Raw genomic sequence first — 16,230 nt, 5'->3', positions numbered from 1 at the left:
CCATGGAAAACAAGGCCCACGCCCTCGCCGCCGGCGCCTTCGTGCTCGGCCTGCTCGCCGTGCTCGTCGCGCTGGTGGTCTGGCTCACGCGCGACGACACCGTGCGCGACACTTACGAACTCTCCACGCGCGACGCCGTCAGCGGCCTGCAGCCGCAGGCGATGGTGCGCTTCCGCGGCATCGGCGTGGGCAAGGTGACGTCGATCGACTTCGACCCCAAGGTGCGCGGCAACGTGCGCGTGCGCCTGACGGTGGATCGCCGCGTTCCGCTCACGCAGTCGAGCTTCGCCACCCTGAGCTACCAGGGCGTCACGGGACTGGCCTTCATCGCGCTGGACGACAAGGGCGAGTCGCAGGTCGCGCTGGTGCCCGACGAGGCCGATCCGCCGCGCCTGCCATTGCGCCAGTCGATGATGGCGCAGCTCCAGGACCGCGGCCAGGCCATCCTCGACCAGGTCGAGCAGGTCACCCGGCGCGCCAACACGCTCATGGGCGACGACAACCAGAAGCGCATCGCCGACGCGCTGGAGAACGTCGCGCAGGCCACCGGCAGCGTCGCCCAGCTCACGAAGCAGCTCGACGCGACCATGAAGACCGGCGTGCAGCCCGCGCTCGCCGCGCTGCCGCCGCTCATGGCGCGCGCCGGCGACACGATGGGCACGGTGCGCACGGCCGCCGGCGACATCTCGCGCGTGGCCAACAACCTCAACGCCACGGTCGGGCGCATCACCGCCGCCGACGGCCCGCTCGACCGGCTGGGCACCGGCACGCAGGGCCTGGCGCAGGCGGTCGACTCCTTCAACAATGCGACCCTGCCGCGCCTGAACCGCGTCGCCGAGGACACCTCGCGCGCCGTGCGCCGCCTGGGCCGCGCGGCCGACGGCATCAACGACAACCCGCAGTCGCTGCTGTTCGGCAACGGCGGCACGGCGGCCGGGCCGGGCGAGCCGGGCTTCGCCGCGCCGGCGGCGGCACGACCCTGATCCCCCCAGCGCCCACCGAAGCACGCAGCCAGACCAAGGTGACGACGACCATGACACGCTTTGCCCATTCCCGCGTCTCCCCTGCCGCCCTGATCCTGGCCGCGCTGCTGGCGCTGGCCGGCTGCGGCGCGCTGCCGGACCGGCCGGCGCGCGTCGTGCTCTACGACTTCGGTCCCGGCGCGGGGGCGCTGGCGCCGTCCGCCGCCGTGGCCGTCGCCGACCGGCAACCGACCCTCGCATTGGCCGAGATCGACTCCGGCACGCGCCTGGAGAGCACCCAGGTGCTTTACCGCCTCGGCTATGCCGATGCCAACGAGTTGCGTCCCTACGCCCAGGCGCGCTGGAGCGTGACGCCGGTGCAGCTGGTGCAGCACCGTCTGCGCGACGCCCTGGCTGCGAACCGCACCGTGCTGACCACCGGCGAGAGCGCGACCCTCGCGCGCGCGCAGGGCCAGCGACCGCACACGCTGCGCGTGTCGCTGGAGGAGTTCTCGCACTACTTCGACACACCGAGCACCAGCTCGGGCCTGGTGCGGCTGCGCGCCACGCTGGTCCAGAGCACGCCCGCCGGCGAGCGCGTGCTGGCGCAGCGCGTCTTCGCGGCGCGCTGGCCGGCGCCGAGCGCCGACGCCGCCGGCGGCGTCAAGGCCCTGGCCGCGGCGAGCGACGCGGCGATCGACGAGCTGGTGGTTTGGGTCGACGCCACGCGCTGAGCCGCCGCCGTCCCGGCGTCGCCGCCGCGCGCCTCAGCCCGCCGCCGCGCGTCCCAGGATCGGGAACAACTTGCCCAGTCCGTCGGCCATGACCTCGACGGCCAGCGCGGCCAGGATCAGGCCCATCAGCCGCGTCATGACGTTGATGCCGGTCTTGCCCAGCACGCGCGCGATCGGCACCGCCAGCGAGAAGGCCACGCCGGTCGCCAGGCCGATCACCACGCCGTAGCCCACCAGCGTGGCGAGCTGCCAGAAGTGCTGCGTCTTCTCGGCGTAGATCACCACCGTCGACATCGTGGCCGGACCGGTCAGCAGCGGGATGGTCAGCGGCACCACCGCGATCGAGGCGCCCAGCGACGCCTTCACCTCGGTGGCGCGGATCTCCTCCTTGCTCGTCTTGGCCTCGGCCGGCTGCGCATTGAGCATGTTGAGCGAGCTGATGAGCAGCAGCATGCCGCCGCCGACCTGGAAGCTGGCGATGGTGATGCCGAAGAAACCCAGCAGCTGCAGCCCCAGCAGCGCGCTCACCGCGATCACCATGAAGGCGCTGAAGGCCGACACCCATGCCGTGCGCCGCCGCTGGCGCTCGGTGTAGCCCTGCGTGTAGTGGATGAAGAAGGGCACGATGGCCAGCGGATTGACGATCGCCAGCAGCGTGATCAGCGGCTTGATGAGGTCCATGGTCGCCATCGCCGGCGTGCCCTCAGCGGCCTCCGGTCACGTCGAGCAGGGTGCCGGTGGTGTAGCTGGCCTCTTCCGACAGCAGCCAGACGATGGCCGTGGCGATCTCCTCGGCGCGGCCGACGCGCTTCATCGGCACGGTGGGCGCCAGGTCGAAGGCGCGCCGGGGCAGGCCGCCGGAGGCGTGGATCTCGGTGTCGATGAGGCCGGGGCGCACCGCGTTGACGCGGATGCCCTCGTCGGCCACTTCGCGGGCCAGGCCGATGGTGAAGGTGTCGATCGCGCCCTTGCTGGCGGCGTAGTCGACGTACTGCCCGGGCGCGCCCAGGCGCGCCGCGACGCTCGAGACGTTGACGATCGCGCCGCCCGCGCCGCCGTGCGCCGTGCTCATGCGCCGCACCGCCTCGCGCGCGCAGACGAAGCTGCCCACGACGTTGATGCGCAGCATGCGTTCCAGGCGCGCCACGTCCATCGCGTCGACGCGCGCGGTGAGGTCGACCACGCCGGCGTTGTTGACCAGCCCGGTCAGCCGGCCGAGCTTGGCGTCGATGCGCTCGAACATCGCCATCACCTGCGCCTCGTCGCCGACGTCGGCCGCCACCGCGATGGCCGTGCCGCCCTCGGCGCGGATGGCGCGCACGACCTCGTCGGCGGCCAGCGAGTTGCTGGCGTAGTTCACCGCCACGGCCCAGCCTCGGCGGGCGGCGAGGCGGGCGGTGGCGGCGCCGATCCCGCGGCTCCCGCCGGTCACCAGCAGCACGTTCGATCCTGAAGTCTCCAAAGCCCACCTCCTGCACAGAAACTGCGCGTCAGTTAAAAAACCCGTCCGGATTACATCACCCGAGGAGCGATCGCATGACACGCACCACCGTCGACTACTACTTCACGCCGCAGAGCCCGTGGACCTACCTGGGCCACGCGCGCTTCGCCGCCATCGCGCGGCGCGCCGGGGCCGAGGTGCGCGTGCGGCCGGTCGACCTGGGCGCCGTGTTCCCGGTCTCGGGCGGCCTGCCGCTGGGCAAGCGCGCGCCGCAGCGCCAGGCCTATCGCCTGGTCGAGATGACGCGCTTCTCTCATCACCTGGACCTGCCGATCAACCCGCAGCCGAAGTTCTTCCCGGTCTCGGGCGACGACGCCTCCCGGCTCATCATCGCCGCCGACCTGCACGACGGCACCGAGGCCGCGATGGCGCTGTGCGGCGCGATCTTCGCCGCCGTGTGGGTGCAGGAGCGCAACATCGCCGACCCGGCGGTGCTCGAGGCCATCGCCGCCGAATGCGGTCTCGATGCCCGACGCGCCGAACAGTCGCACAGCCAGGCCGTGCAGGAGCGCTACGACGACTACACCCGCCAGGCCATCGAGGCCAAGGTGTTCGGCGCGCCGAGCTACGTGGTCGACGGCGAGATCTTCTGGGGCCAGGACCGGCTCGATTTCGTCGAGCGCGCGCTGCGGGCGCGGACCTGAGCGCCAGCCTCCGGAGGCTCCGCCATGCACCTCTTCCTTCTTTCCGATTCCATTCCACCCCCGCTCTCCAGGAGACCCCCCACCATGAGCCAATTCATCGACCTCGACGCCAAGGACGGCTTCCGGTTTCCCGCCTACGTCGCCGAACCGGCCGGCCGGCCCAAGGGCGCGATCGTCGTGCTGCAGGAGATCTTCGGCGTCAACTCGCACATCCGCTCGGTCGCCGACGGCTACGCGGCCGCCGGATACCTGGCCGTGGCGCCGGCCACCTTCCACCGCGTGAAGCCGGACGTCGAACTCGGCTACACCGGCGACGACATGCAGGCCGGCTCGGCGCTGAAGGCGGCCGTCGAGGCCCTGCCCGCGCCCGGCGTGCTGCAGGACGTGCAGGCCGCCGTCGACTACGCGGCGCGCGCCGGCAAGGTCGGCATCGTCGGCTTCTGCTGGGGCGGCCTGCTGACCTGGCGCGCGGCGGCGTCGGTGTCGGGCCTCGCGGCGGCGGTGCCCTACTACGGCGGCGGCATGACCACGCCGGAGGAATCGGCGCGCGCGCCGAAGGTGCCGGTGCTGGCGCATTTCGGCAGCCGCGACCACTGGATCCCGGTCGACACGGTCGAGGCCTTCAAGACCGCGCACCCGGAGGTCGAGGTGCATGTCTACGCCGCCGACCACGGCTTCAACTGCGACCAGCGCGGCTCCTACGACGCCGAGTCCGCGAAGCTGGCCAGGGAGCGCACGCTGGCGTTCTTCGCCCGGCACGTCGGCTGATTTCCGGAGGCGATCGGAGCACTCGATTGTTCGCGTTCCGTGAACGCAGTGGTCGCGCTCCGAGGCGGTTTCCGGTGTCGATCCGGCTCAGAATTCCATGCACGGGTTGGCGCTCGACGCCAGCCTGACAAACCCCAAGGAATTGAAAGAGCCGACATGAAGACCACCCAGATCATCGCCACCGCCGCCTTCGCCCTGCTCGCCGCCGCCGGCGCGCACGCGGACGTCTACGACTATGTGCCCAACGTCCCGACCACCAGCGTGGTGTCGCGCTCCGAGACCAGCGCGCAGGCCGTGGCCGCCGCGCACGGCGCCGACATCTACCGCCAGAGCGCCATGTCCGGCGTGGTGCCCACCCGCACGTCGGCCCAGGACCGCGCGGCCGTCCGCGTCGGCGCCGTGGCCGCCGCGCACGCGCCCTACCAGAACATGCAGCCGTCGTCGTTCGTGAACAGCCGCATGCCGGCCGACCGCGGCAACGGTTTCTCGACGTTCTGATCGACCGTTTCCGCGCCGGGCGCCTCCGCCCGGCCCGCACGACACCCAGGAAGCCGGACGGCGCTCGACGCGTCGTCCGGCTTTGTGCTTTTCAGCGGGCGCGTCCGGGGGCCGGCCTGTCGGCGAGGTGGGTCTGCAGGAAGTCCAGCAGCGCGCGCAGGGCGGCGCTGTTGTGCCGGCGCTGGAGGTAGGCGGCCGACAGCCAGATGTCGCTGCGCGCGTGGCCCTGCAGCACGGCCACCAGCTCGCCGTGGTCGATCTGCGAGCGCACCAGCATCGACGGCACGTAGAGCACGCCGAAGCCTTCCATCGCCACCTGGATGAGCGGCGCGAGCTCGGTGGCGTCCATGCGGCTCTTCAGCGGCACGTCCATGGGTCGCCCGTCGACCTCGAAACGCCAGTGCGGGTGCGGCCCCAGGCGCGAGTAGGTCAGCGCGTCGTGCCGCGCCAGGTCGGCCGGATGCGCCGGCACGCCGTGCCGCTTCCAGTACCGCGGCGAGGCGCACACCACCAGCGGTACCTGCCGCAGCTTGCGCACGATCAGGTTCTCGTCGGCGACGGGGCCGAAGCGCAGGGCGAGGTCGATCGCCTCGTCGGCCAGGTCGACGGTGCGGTTGCTCAGGTGCAGGCTGAGGCGCACGTCCGGGTAGTGGCCCATGAAGCGGGCCAGCAGCCGGGGCAGGTCGCCCTGGCCCATGCCGTGCGGCGCCGAGATGCGCAGCCGCCCGGTCGGCCGGCTCGCGTGCGCCTGCAGCTCGTCCCGGGTGAGCGTGAGCATCTCCATGACGGGGCCGCTGCGCTCGAGCAGCAGGGCGCCGGCGTCGGTCAGGCTGACCGAGCGCGTCGAGCGGTTGAGCAGCCGCACGCCCAGGCGCGCCTCCAGCTCGGCCACGTACTTGCTCACGGTGGCCTTGGCCAGGCCCAGGCGGGTGGCCGCGCGCGAGAAGCTGCCCTGCTCGGCGACGTCGCGGAAGGTCTTGAGCAGTTCGAGCGTGTCCATGCGGCGTCCCCGGCGCTGGACGTTCAGCGCGCGGTGCGCGCCAGGTAGCGCTTGCGCCAGAACACCGCCACCAGCGCGACGGCGGTGAAGCCCATCGAGCCCATCGCGATCCAGAAGCCGTCGGCCTTGTGCACCAGCGGGATGAACTCGAAGTTCATGCCGAAGATGCCGGCGATCAGGTTGAGCGGCAGGAACACGGCCGTCAGCACGGTGAGCACCCGCATGATGTCGTTGGTGCGGTGGCTCTGGACGCTGAAGTGCATCTGCACGGCGGTCTCGGCGTTCTGCTCGAGCCGGCGCACGTGGTGGACGACGCGCTCGATGTGCTCGAGCACGTCGCGGCTGCGCACCAGCACCAGCTCGTGCTCGCGCGCCTCGGCGGCGGACTCGGGCGGCGGCAGGGTCTCCAGGGCGTCGATCCAGTCCTGCAGGGCGGCGCGCTGGTCCTCGCAGATCTCGTCGAGGTGGTGCAGCGACTGGCGCGCGTCCATCAGGGCGCTCCAGTTGGTGAAGCGGCTCTTGGGGTCGATCAGCTCGGCCTGCCAGTGGTCGAGCTGCTTGGTGAGCTGGCGCCGCAGGTCGAGGTAGCCGTCGACGATCTGGTTGGCCAGACGCAGCATGAGGTCGGCCGGGCTGGTCGGGATGCGGGCGCTGACCGCACGGGCGTCGAGCGCCGGCGCTCCGGTGCCGGAACCCTCGCGCGCGACGTTGCCGTTGCCGTTGCCGCGCACGGCGGCCAGCAGCTTCTGCGCGTAGGCGTCGCGCACGGCGCCGTCCTCGGGATGCACCGACAGCAGCACGCGATCGAACACCGCGAAGCCGACCGGCCGCGTGTCCACGCGCCGCAGCACGGGCGGGCCGCCGCCGCGCGCGGGCGAGGGGCCGGCGGCGGGCGTGCCGAGCGTCGTCGCCGTGCCACCGGCCGGCTCCGTCGCCAGCGCGCCCGCGGCCAGCCGGCGCAGCACCAGCACGTCGTAGCGCGAGGTGTAGTCGTAGTGCGAGGGCAGCTGGTCGTTGAGCAGGTCGCTCACGTGCAGGTCGAGCAGCTGCGTGCCGCACAGCGCCTCCAGCACCGGCTGCACCGCGGCCAGCTCGGCGCGCAGTTCGGAGCGTGTGAGCGACAGCCACAGGTAGCCGCCGCGGCAGGCGCCGGGCCGCGCGAGCGGGGCCAGCGCGGGATGCTCGTCGACCTGCGAGCCGTGGATCTCGAAGATGCGCACGGAGGAACCGGTCCCTCTCAGCGCTGCCCGCGCAGCAGGCGGGCCGCGTCGAGCGCGAAGTACGTCAGCACGCCGTCGGCGCCGGCGCGCTTGAAGGCCAGCAGGCTCTCCATCATCACGGCCTCGCGGTCGAGCCAGCCGTTCTGCGCCGCCGCCGTCAGCATCGCGTATTCACCGCTGACCTGGTAGGCGAAGGTGGGTACGCGGAACGCCTCCTTCACGCGGCGCACGATGTCCAGGTAGGGCATGCCGGGCTTGACCATCACCATGTCGGCGCCCTCGGCGATGTCGATGGCGACCTCGCGCAGCGCCTCGTCGGTGTTGCCCGGGTCCATCTGGTAGACCTTCTTGTTGCTCTTGCCGAGGTTGCCAGCGGAGCCCACGGCGTCGCGGAACGGGCCGTAGAAGGCGCTCGCGTACTTGGCGCTGTAGGCCATGATCCGCGTGTGGATGTCGCCGTTGGCCTCGAGCGCGTCGCGGATGGCGCCGATGCGCCCGTCCATCATGTCGCTCGGCGCCACGATGTCGACGCCGGCGGCGGCCTGCGCCAGTGCCTGCCGGGCCAGCACCTCGACGGTGGCGTCGTTGATGACGTAGCCGTCGTCGTCGAGCAGGCCGTCCTGGCCGTGGCTGGTGTAGGGGTCGAGGGCGACGTCGGTGAGCACGCCCAGTTCCGGGAAGCGCTGCTTGAGCGCGGCGACTACGCGCGGGATCAGGCCGTCGGGGTTGAAGGCCTCGTCGCCGTTCGGGGTCTTGAGGTCGGGGTCGATGACCGGGAACAGCGCCATCACCGGGATGCCCAGCGCGACGCATTCCTCGGCCACCGGCAGCAGCGTGTCCAGGCTCAGCCGCTCCACGCCGGGCATCGAGGCGATCGCGTCGCGGCGGCGTTCGCCTTCCTGCACGAACACCGGGTAGATCAGGTCGTGCGCGGTGAGCGCGTGCTCACGGACGAGATTGCGCGTGAAGGCGTCGCGGCGCAGGCGACGGGGCCGGCCGGCGGGGAAGGGGGCGTGGAAGGTCATGCCGAAAATTGTGCCCCATGTGGTCGGCGCGTCGGGGTGCGAGCGGATGACGACCTTTTGCATCCATGCATGCCAAAAAGGTTCCAAATGCTGGAAGCCAAGCCAATTGGCTAACAATAATTTCCTACAAATGAGGTTGATCGGCATTGAAGTATTTGTTAAATTTCGCGCCGGGCGGCTTGCCGCTCCCCGCTTTTCCTCCCTGAGCGGGTGCCTTGATGTGTGACAGCAAAAGGGCTTCCCAGCCCGACGTCTTCACGTCGGGCTTTTTTTTGCCCGTCGCCCGGGGCCCGCGACGGCCGGCGGGGTGTGTCATGGCGGCCCACTAAACTGCCGCGATGCTCTGGATCAAGTCGCTTCACATCGTTTTCATCGCCAGCTGGTTCGCCGGCCTGTTCTACCTGCCGCGCATCTTCGTCAACTTGGCGCAGGTGCCCGCCGGCTCCGTCGCCGAGCGCGCGCGGCTGCTCCTGATGGCGCGCCGGCTGCTGCGCTTCACGACGATCCTGGCCGTGCCGGCGCTGGGGCTCGGACTGTGGCTGTGGGGGGTCTACGGCATCGGGCGCGGGCCGGGCAGCGGCTGGATGCACGCCAAGCTGGCGCTGGTGCTGCTGGTGATCGGCTACCACCACAGCTGCGGCGTGCTGCTGCGGCGTTTCTCGGACGGCACCAGCCGGCGCAGCGAGCGCTGGTACCGCTGGTACAACGAAGTGCCGGTCGTGCTGCTGCTGGCCATCGTCGTGCTGGTGGTCGTCAAGCCGTTCTGAGGAAAGCCATGCCCGCACGGGGCGATGCCGTGTCCGTTGCCCAATCCTCCCGCGTGAAGCTGCCGCGCCTCGTCTCCGCCGCACTGCCCCTGACGCTTGCCTACGCGGCGCTGATCGCCTATGCGAGCCTGTATCCGTTCGCGGACTGGCGCGACCAGGGCATCGCGCCGTGGGCCTACCTCGCTGCGCCGTGGCCCAGGTACTGGACCGGGTTCGACCTCGGCATCAACGTCGCGGGCTACGTGCCGATGGGGTTCCTCGCCGCGCTCGCCGTGCTGCGCACGCGTCCGGACGCCGGCGTGTCCCAGGCGGTGCTGCGCGCCACGCTCGCCGGCGGCGCGGTGTCCTTCGCCATGGAGACCCTGCAGAGCTACCTGCCGGTGCGCATCCCGTCCAACGTCGACCTGGCGCTCAACACCGCCGGCACCTTCGCGGGCGCCGCGTTGGCCGCGGGGCTGGAGCGCGCCGGTGCGATCGCGCACTGGAGCCGCGTGCGTTCGCACTGGTTCGTCGCCGACGCCAGCGGCGCGCTGGTGCTGCTGGCGCTGTGGCCGTTCGCGCTGCTGTTCCCGGCGGCGGTCACCTTCGGGCTGGGACAGGTCTTCGAGCGGCTGGAGACGGCGATCGCCGAGGGGTTGCTCGACACGCCCTTCATCGACTGGCTGCCGGTGCGCCAGTTCGAGCTCGAACCGCTGGTGCCGGGCGTGGAACTGCTGTGCGTGATGCTGGGCGCGCTGGTGCCGTGCCTGCTGGCGTTCATGGTGACGCGCTCGGCGCCGCGCCGCGCGATCGTGCTGGCGCTGACCCTGTCGGCCGGCGTCGCGGCGAGCGCCCTGTCGGCGGCGCTGAGCTACGGGCCTGAGCACGCCTGGGCCTGGCTCAGCCCGCCGGTGCAGGTCGGCATCGCCGCCGCAGCGGTGGGGGGCACGGCATTGCTGGGTGCTCCGCGCCGGCTCTGCGCGGCCCTGCTGCTGGTGGCCCTGGCCTTGCACCTGGGCCTGCTCAACCAGGCGCCCGAGAGCGCCTATTTCGCCGAGACGCTGGCCAGCTGGGAGCAGGGCCGCTTCATCCGCTTTCACGGCCTGGCGCAGTGGGTCGGCTGGCTCTGGCCCTTCGCGACGTTGGGCTACGTGGTCGCAGCGCTGTCCCGGCGTCCGCGCCAAACCTAGAATCGATCGATGCCTCCCACCCCCGTCACTTCCCCCGTGGCCGCCACGCAGGCCCCGGACGCGCCCGGCTACTACGAGCGCCACATCTTCTTCTGCCTGAACGAACGCAAGGGCGGCGAAGATTCCTGTGCCCTGCACGACGCGCAGAGCGGCTTCGATCGCTGCAAGTCGCGCGTCAAGGAAGCCGGCCTGTCGGGTCCCGGCAAGGTGCGCGTCAACAAGGCCGGTTGCCTGGACCGCTGCGCCGGCGGCCCGGTCGCGGTGGTCTATCCGGAGGCGGTCTGGTACACCTTCGTCGACAAGGACGACATCGACGAGATCGTCGAGTCGCACCTGAAGAACGGCCGCGTCGTCGAGCGGCTCGTGCTGCCCCCGGACGTGGGCCGATGAGGGCCGTGGCCATCGCCAGGATCACGCAGCTCGACGGACGACGCCCATGAATTCCCAGACCGAGAAACTCCGACTCGAAGGCGCCGCCGGCGTCATCGAAGCCCTGCGCGACCTGCCGCCCGCGGGCACGCCCCCGCGCGGCATCGCCGTCATCGCCCATCCGCATCCGCTCTTCGGCGGCACGATGGACAACAAGGTCGTGCAGACCCTGGCGCGCGCCTTCGTCGCCACCGGCTGGACGGCCGTGCGCTTCAACTTCCGTGGCGTCGGCGCCAGCGCGGGCGCGCACGACGAGGGGCGCGGCGAGGCCGAGGACTACCGCGCCGTCGTCGCGCAAGTCGCGCCCGAAGGAACACTGGCGATCGCCGGCTTCTCCTTCGGTGCCTTCGTCGCCATCAACGCGCTGCAGACGCTGTGGGGCGAGCGCGAGGTGGGCCGGATCGCGCTGGTCGGCGCCAGCGTGGCGCGCGTGGTGCCGCCGCCGCTGCCGGCCGACGCGCTGGATCGCACGTTGGTCGTGCACGGCGAGGCCGACGACACGGTCGCGCTGTCGGCGCTCATGGACTGGGCGCGGCCGCAGTCACTTCCTGTCACAGTCGTCCCCGGGGGCGGTCATTTCTTTCACGGACAATTGCCGCTCCTCAAGAACCTCGTCGCCCGCCACCTCCGCGCGGGCTAGCTTTTCCGGTTTCTCCCCGCATCCCCCCATGAATCGCTTTTCCGACGCGCTGCGCGCGCTGATGCTGGCCGTCGCCGCCTCCTTCTGCATGCTGGCCGCGCACGCCCAGACCGTGCCCGTGCCGCCCGAGATCGCCGCGCGCAGCTACCTGCTGCTTGACGTCACGTCCAACCAGCTGCTGGCGCAGAAGGACATCGACAGCCCGGTCGAGCCGGCTTCGCTGACCAAGCTGATGTCGGCCTACCTCGTGTTCGACGCCCTCAAGGCCAAGAAGCTCACGCTCGCGCAGACGCTGCCGGTGAGCCAGCGCGCCTGGAAGATGCCCGGCTCGCGCATGTTCATCGATCCGAAGATGCAGGTGCCGGTCGAGGACCTCATCAAGGGCCTGATCGTGCAGTCGGGCAACGACGCGACCGTGGCACTGGCCGAGGGCGTGGCCGGCTCCGTCGAGCGCTTCGTCGAACTCATGAACGACCAGGCCAAGGTGCTGGGCATGAAGAACACGGGCTACAAGAATCCCGAAGGCCTCACGGCACCCGGCCACACGACCACGGCGCGCGACCTGAGCATCCTCGCGACCCGGCTGATGCGCGACTTCCCCGAGTACGTCCACTACTACTCGATCAAGAAGTACCGCTATCCCGGCACGCCCTCGACCAACGACACCAACCGCAACCTGCTGCTGTTCCGCGACCCGACGGTCGACGGCCTGAAGACCGGCCACACCGACGCCGCGGGCTACTGCATGATCGTCACGGCCAGGCGCGACTTCCCCAACCTGGGCACGGGCGGGCGCCGTCTGCTGACCATCGTGCTGGGCACGTCGAGCGAGAACGCGCGCGCCAACGAGTCGCAGAAGCTCCTGAACTGGGGCTACACCGCCTACGACGCCGTGCGCCTGTTCGAGGCCGGCCAGCCCGCCGCCACCCCCGCCGTCTGGAAGGGCAAGACCGACACGCTCAAGCTCGGCCGGCCCGAAGCCATCGTCGTGTCGGTGCCCGCGGGCTCCGCCGCCCGGATCAAGACGCAGATCGCCCGGCCGGATCCGCTGGTCGCGCCGTTCGCCAAGAACCAGAACGTCGGCACGCTGAAGGTCATGCTGGGCGAGGAGCCGGTCACCGAGGTGCCGCTGGTGGCGCTCGACGCCGTCGAGCAGGCCGGCATCCTGGGTCGGGCCTGGGACGCCGTCCGCCTCTGGATCAAGTAGGCAGGACGAAAAACGGGCGGGCCTTTTCGGGCCTGCTATACTCGCGGGCTTTTCGGAAAAAATTCCGAAGGGTTTCACGTTTTTGTCACTTCCCGGTTCCTCATGTCACGGTGAGGGCCACGGCCGGGACTGTTTTGGGATTCATTCATTCATGCCAACCATCAATCAACTGGTGCGTCAGGGTCGAACGGTCGAAAAGATCAACTCGAAGAGCCCTGCCATGCAGAACTCGCCGCAACGCCGCGGTGTCTGCACCCGCGTCTACACCACGACGCCCAAGAAGCCCAACTCGGCGCTCCGCAAGGTCGCCAAGGTCCGTCTGACCAACGGCTTCGAAGTCATCTCCTACATCGGCGGCGAAGGCCACAACCTGCAGGAACACAGCGTGGTGCTGGTTCGCGGCGGTCGTGTCAAGGACCTGCCCGGCGTGCGCTACCACATCGTGCGCGGTTCGCTCGACCTGCAAGGCGTGAAAGACCGCAAGCAGTCGCGTTCCAAGTACGGCGCGAAGCGTCCCAAGAAGGCCTAAGTCCTTCTGTTTTCCATTCAGCGGTGTTCGGCGTGCCTTGGCGGGTGCATCGAACGAAGTGACCCGATCCTGGGTCGAGTAAGTGAGAGATCGATGTCGTCTCTCGCGGTGCCGAGATGGCACCAACTGAAGCAAAGAGGTTAGTAACATGCCACGTCGTCGCGAAGTCCCCAAACGTGAAATCCTGCCGGATCCGAAGTTCGGCAACGTCGAGCTGTCCAAATTCATGAACGTGATCATGGAAGGCGGCAAGAAGGCTGTGGCCGAGCGCATCATCTACGGTGCCCTGGAGCAGATCGAGAAGAAGAACCCGGGCAAGGACCCGGTCGAAGCCTTCACCATGGCGATCAACAACGTCAAGCCGATGGTTGAAGTGAAGTCGCGCCGCGTCGGTGGCGCGAACTACCAGGTGCCCGTCGAGGTGCGCCCGGTCCGTCGCCTCGCGCTGTCGATGCGCTGGATCAAGGAAGCCGCCCGCAAGCGCGGCGAGAAGTCGATGGCCATGCGTCTGGCCAACGAACTCATGGAAGCCACGGAAGGCCGTGGCGGTGCCATGAAGAAGCGCGATGAAGTCCATCGCATGGCCGAGGCCAACAAGGCCTTCAGCCACTTCCGCTTCTAAAGAACCGTCCCTCAAACCAGATCGGATGCAAGCCCGACCCGCCCTGTGGCGGGCGGGCTTTCCATCTTTCAACGGAGTAATTTCATGGCACGCAAGACCCCCATCGAGCGCTACCGCAACATCGGTATCTCGGCGCACATCGACGCCGGCAAGACGACGACCACCGAGCGCATCCTGTTCTACACGGGCGTCAACCACAAGATCGGCGAAGTGCACGACGGTGCTGCCACCATGGACTGGATGGAACAGGAGCAGGAGCGCGGCATCACGATCACGTCCGCCGCCACGACCTGTTTCTGGAAGGGCATGGCCGGCACGTTCCCCGAGCACCGCATCAACATCATCGACACCCCCGGCCACGTCGACTTCACGATCGAGGTCGAGCGCTCGATGCGCGTGCTCGACGGCGCCGTCATGGTCTACGACGCCGTCGGCGGCGTGCAGCCCCAGTCGGAAACCGTCTGGCGCCAGGCCAACAAGTACAAGGTCCCACGCCTCGCGTTCGTCAACAAGATGGACCGCACCGGGGCGAACTTCCTGCGCGTGCGCCAGATGATGATCGACCGGCTGAAGGCCAACCCGGTCGTGATCCAGATCCCGATCGGCGCCGAGGACAAGTTCCAGGGCATTGTCGACCTCGTGAAGATGAAGGCCATCATCTGGGACGAGGACAAGGGCGTGACCTTCCAGTACGGCGAGATCCCCGCCGACCTGAAAGACGTCTGCGACGAATACCACGAGAAGCTCGTCGAAGCGGCTGCCGAATCCAGCGAAGAGCTGATGAACAAGTACCTCGAAGGCGAGACGCTGACCGAGGAAGAGATCAAGGCCGCCATCCGCCAGCGCACCATCGCCGGCGAGATCCAGCCGATGCTGTGCGGCTCGGCCTTCAAGAACAAGGGCGTCCAGGCGATGCTCGACGCGGTCATCGAATACATGCCCGCGCCGACCGACATTCCGCCCGTCGGCGGCACCGACGAGGACGAGGCGCCCGTGGTCCGCCAGGCGGACGACGGCGAGAAGTTCTCGGCCCTCGCGTTCAAGCTGATGACCGACCCGTTCGTGGGCCAGCTGACCTTCGTGCGCGTCTATTCTGGCGTGCTCTCCAAGGGCGACAGCGTCTACAACCCGGTGCGCGGCAAGAAGGAGCGCATCGGCCGGATCGTGCAGATGCACGCCAACAACCGCGAGGAAGTCAGCGAGATCCGCGCCGGCGACATCGCCGCCTGCGTGGGCCTGAAGGAAGTGACCACGGGCGAGACCCTGTGCGATCCGGCGGCCGTCGTCACGCTCGAGCGCATGGTGTTCCCGGAATCGGTGATCTCCCAGGCCGTCGAGCCCAAGACCAAGGTCGACCAGGAAAAGATGGGCATCGCGCTGCAGCGCCTGGCCCAGGAAGATCCGTCGTTCCGCGTCAAGACCGACGAGGAATCCGGCCAGACCATCATCTCGGGCATGGGCGAGCTCCACCTCGAAATCATCGTCGACCGCATGAAGCGCGAGTTCGGTGTCGAGGCGAACGTCGGCAAGCCGCAGGTGGCCTACCGCGAGACCATCCGCAAGACCGTCGAGGACGCCGAAGGCAAGTTCGTGCGTCAGTCGGGCGGCAAGGGCCAGTACGGCCACGTCATCCTGAAGCTCGAGCCGCAGGAGATGGGCAAGGGCTTCGAGTTCGTCGACGCCATCAAGGGCGGCGTGGTGCCGCGCGAGTACATCCCGGCGGTGGAGAAGGGCGTGATCGAAGCGCTGGGCCAGGGCGTGCTTGCCGGCTACCCGGTGGTCGACGTCAAGGTGACGCTGCACTTCGGCTCCTACCACGACGTGGACTCGAACGAAATGGCGTTCAAGATGGCCGCGATCTTCGGTTTCAAGGAAGGCGCCCGCAAGGCCAGCCCCGTGATCCTGGAGCCGATGATGGCCGTGGAAGTCGAGACGCCCGAGGACTACGCCGGCAACGTGATGGGCGACCTGTCCAGCCGTCGCGGCATGGTGCAGGGCATGGACGACATGATCGGTGGCGGCAAGGCCATCAAGGCCGAAGTGCCGCTGTCGGAAATGTTCGGCTACTCCACCACGCTGCGTTCGATGTCGCAAGGCCGCGCCACGTACACGATGGAGTTCAAGCACTACGCCGAAGCGCCGCGCAACGTGGCGGAAGCCATCGTGGCCGCCCGCGCCAAGTAAGGCTCTCCCCCAGGCTGCGCGCACTGCGTGTCGCTTCGCCAACCCCCTTCCGGGGGCGACACCAGCAGCCCGGCAAAGCCGGTTCTGCGGTGTCTCGCGAAGAGATCCAGACGCGTCGACAGGGGTTCATTTTTGTCTGCGATCCGGTGCCATCCTGTTCCCGTGCGGGATGAATCAGCAATCGGATGCAGACGTAAAACCACTACACGGGAACTGCTCTTTCCAAGGATTTGAAAAATGGCAAAAGGTAAATTCACCCGCACCAAGCCCCACGTGAACGTGGGCACGATCGGCCACGTGGACCATGGCAAGACGACGCTGACGGCGGCGA

At 69.3% G+C, this 16,230-nt stretch carries 20 protein-coding genes; 14 read left to right on the top strand and 6 right to left on the bottom strand.

Annotated elements, in window-relative coordinates:
• Positions 1-2 precede the first annotated feature (2 nt).
• Positions 3-983: an MlaD family protein gene (locus tag ABID77_RS12955; protein WP_429596228.1), complete on the top strand. Its 981-nt coding sequence runs from the start codon at positions 3-5 to the stop codon at positions 981-983.
• Between the two features lie 50 nt (positions 984-1,033).
• Complete coding sequence (locus ABID77_RS12950; RefSeq protein WP_429596225.1) at positions 1,034-1,696, top strand: ABC-type transport auxiliary lipoprotein family protein; 663 nt, start codon at positions 1,034-1,036, stop codon at positions 1,694-1,696.
• A 33-nt stretch (positions 1,697-1,729) separates the two neighbouring features.
• Here the strand turns inward: ABID77_RS12950 and ABID77_RS12945 are convergent, their stop codons facing one another.
• Both ABID77_RS12945 and ABID77_RS12940 read right to left on the bottom strand, forming a co-directional pair.
• On the bottom strand, positions 1,730-2,377 hold the full coding sequence (locus tag ABID77_RS12945) for a MarC family protein (RefSeq protein ID WP_429596222.1): 648 nt from the start codon (positions 2,375-2,377) through the stop codon (positions 1,730-1,732).
• Between the two features lie 22 nt (positions 2,378-2,399).
• Positions 2,400-3,158 carry an SDR family oxidoreductase gene (locus ABID77_RS12940; protein ID WP_429596219.1) on the bottom strand — a complete coding sequence of 253 codons (759 nt, stop codon included), beginning with the start codon at positions 3,156-3,158 and terminating at the stop codon, positions 2,400-2,402.
• Between the two features lie 74 nt (positions 3,159-3,232).
• On the opposite strand from ABID77_RS12940, the gene ABID77_RS12935 reads away from it, so the two are divergent.
• The 3 genes from ABID77_RS12935 (at position 3,233) to ABID77_RS12925 (ending at position 5,107) form a co-directional block, all read left to right on the top strand.
• Positions 3,233-3,841 carry a 2-hydroxychromene-2-carboxylate isomerase gene (locus ABID77_RS12935; protein ID WP_429596216.1) on the top strand — a complete coding sequence of 203 codons (609 nt, stop codon included), beginning with the start codon at positions 3,233-3,235 and terminating at the stop codon, positions 3,839-3,841.
• Between the two features lie 84 nt (positions 3,842-3,925).
• Complete coding sequence (locus ABID77_RS12930) at positions 3,926-4,609, top strand: dienelactone hydrolase family protein (protein WP_429596213.1); 684 nt, start codon at positions 3,926-3,928, stop codon at positions 4,607-4,609.
• A gap of 156 nt (positions 4,610-4,765) precedes the next feature.
• Positions 4,766-5,107, top strand: coding sequence for an alpha/beta hydrolase (locus ABID77_RS12925; RefSeq protein ID WP_429596210.1), 342 nt, complete (start codon positions 4,766-4,768; stop codon positions 5,105-5,107).
• 91 nt (positions 5,108-5,198) lie between these two features.
• Here ABID77_RS12925 and ABID77_RS12920 read toward each other — a convergent pair whose 3' ends face one another.
• The 4 genes from ABID77_RS12920 to ABID77_RS12905 form a co-directional block, all read right to left on the bottom strand.
• Positions 5,199-6,107, bottom strand: coding sequence for a LysR substrate-binding domain-containing protein (locus ABID77_RS12920; protein WP_429596206.1), 909 nt, complete (start codon positions 6,105-6,107; stop codon positions 5,199-5,201).
• Positions 6,108-6,130: 23 nt separating this feature from the next.
• Positions 6,131-7,327, bottom strand: a complete 1,197-nt coding sequence (locus ABID77_RS12915) for a magnesium transporter CorA family protein (protein WP_429596203.1) — start codon at positions 7,325-7,327, stop codon at positions 6,131-6,133.
• 17 nt (positions 7,328-7,344) lie between these two features.
• A complete protein-coding gene (gene hemB / locus ABID77_RS12910) occupies positions 7,345-8,352 on the bottom strand; it encodes a porphobilinogen synthase (RefSeq protein ID WP_429596200.1) in 1,008 nt (335 codons plus the stop codon).
• Between the two features lie 124 nt (positions 8,353-8,476).
• Complete coding sequence (locus ABID77_RS12905; protein ID WP_429596198.1) at positions 8,477-8,668, bottom strand: hypothetical protein; 192 nt, start codon at positions 8,666-8,668, stop codon at positions 8,477-8,479.
• 22 nt (positions 8,669-8,690) lie between these two features.
• On the opposite strand from ABID77_RS12905, the gene ABID77_RS12900 reads away from it, so the two are divergent.
• The 9 genes from ABID77_RS12900 to ABID77_RS12860 all read left to right on the top strand — a co-directional run.
• Positions 8,691-9,119 carry a CopD family protein gene (locus ABID77_RS12900; protein WP_429596195.1) on the top strand — a complete coding sequence of 143 codons (429 nt, stop codon included), beginning with the start codon at positions 8,691-8,693 and terminating at the stop codon, positions 9,117-9,119.
• Positions 9,120-9,178: 59 nt separating this feature from the next.
• Positions 9,179-10,288 carry a VanZ family protein gene (locus ABID77_RS12895; protein ID WP_429597295.1) on the top strand — a complete coding sequence of 370 codons (1,110 nt, stop codon included), beginning with the start codon at positions 9,179-9,181 and terminating at the stop codon, positions 10,286-10,288.
• Between the two features lie 9 nt (positions 10,289-10,297).
• On the top strand, positions 10,298-10,678 hold the full coding sequence (locus ABID77_RS12890; protein WP_429596192.1) for a (2Fe-2S) ferredoxin domain-containing protein: 381 nt from the start codon (positions 10,298-10,300) through the stop codon (positions 10,676-10,678).
• A 46-nt stretch (positions 10,679-10,724) separates the two neighbouring features.
• Positions 10,725-11,357, top strand: coding sequence for an alpha/beta hydrolase (locus tag ABID77_RS12885; RefSeq protein ID WP_429596189.1), 633 nt, complete (start codon positions 10,725-10,727; stop codon positions 11,355-11,357).
• A 28-nt stretch (positions 11,358-11,385) separates the two neighbouring features.
• Positions 11,386-12,564 (top strand): D-alanyl-D-alanine carboxypeptidase family protein, encoded by a 1,179-nt coding sequence (locus tag ABID77_RS12880; protein WP_429596186.1) that lies wholly within the window; start codon positions 11,386-11,388, stop codon positions 12,562-12,564.
• A gap of 151 nt (positions 12,565-12,715) precedes the next feature.
• Positions 12,716-13,093: a 30S ribosomal protein S12 gene (gene rpsL / locus ABID77_RS12875; protein WP_013543948.1), complete on the top strand. Its 378-nt coding sequence runs from the start codon at positions 12,716-12,718 to the stop codon at positions 13,091-13,093.
• 148 nt (positions 13,094-13,241) lie between these two features.
• Positions 13,242-13,715, top strand: coding sequence for a 30S ribosomal protein S7 (gene rpsG / locus ABID77_RS12870; RefSeq protein WP_296314662.1), 474 nt, complete (start codon positions 13,242-13,244; stop codon positions 13,713-13,715).
• 84 nt (positions 13,716-13,799) lie between these two features.
• On the top strand, positions 13,800-15,899 hold the full coding sequence (gene fusA / locus ABID77_RS12865) for an elongation factor G (RefSeq protein ID WP_429596183.1): 2,100 nt from the start codon (positions 13,800-13,802) through the stop codon (positions 15,897-15,899).
• A 237-nt stretch (positions 15,900-16,136) separates the two neighbouring features.
• A partial coding sequence (locus tag ABID77_RS12860) for a GTP-binding protein (protein ID WP_082519739.1) occupies positions 16,137-16,230 on the top strand: 94 nt, incomplete at its 3' end.

This window comes from Variovorax sp. PvP013, from assembly GCF_050435945.1.
GTDB lineage: Bacteria > Pseudomonadota > Gammaproteobacteria > Burkholderiales > Burkholderiaceae_C > Variovorax.
This window is presented reverse-complemented; position numbering and strand designations above follow the sequence as displayed.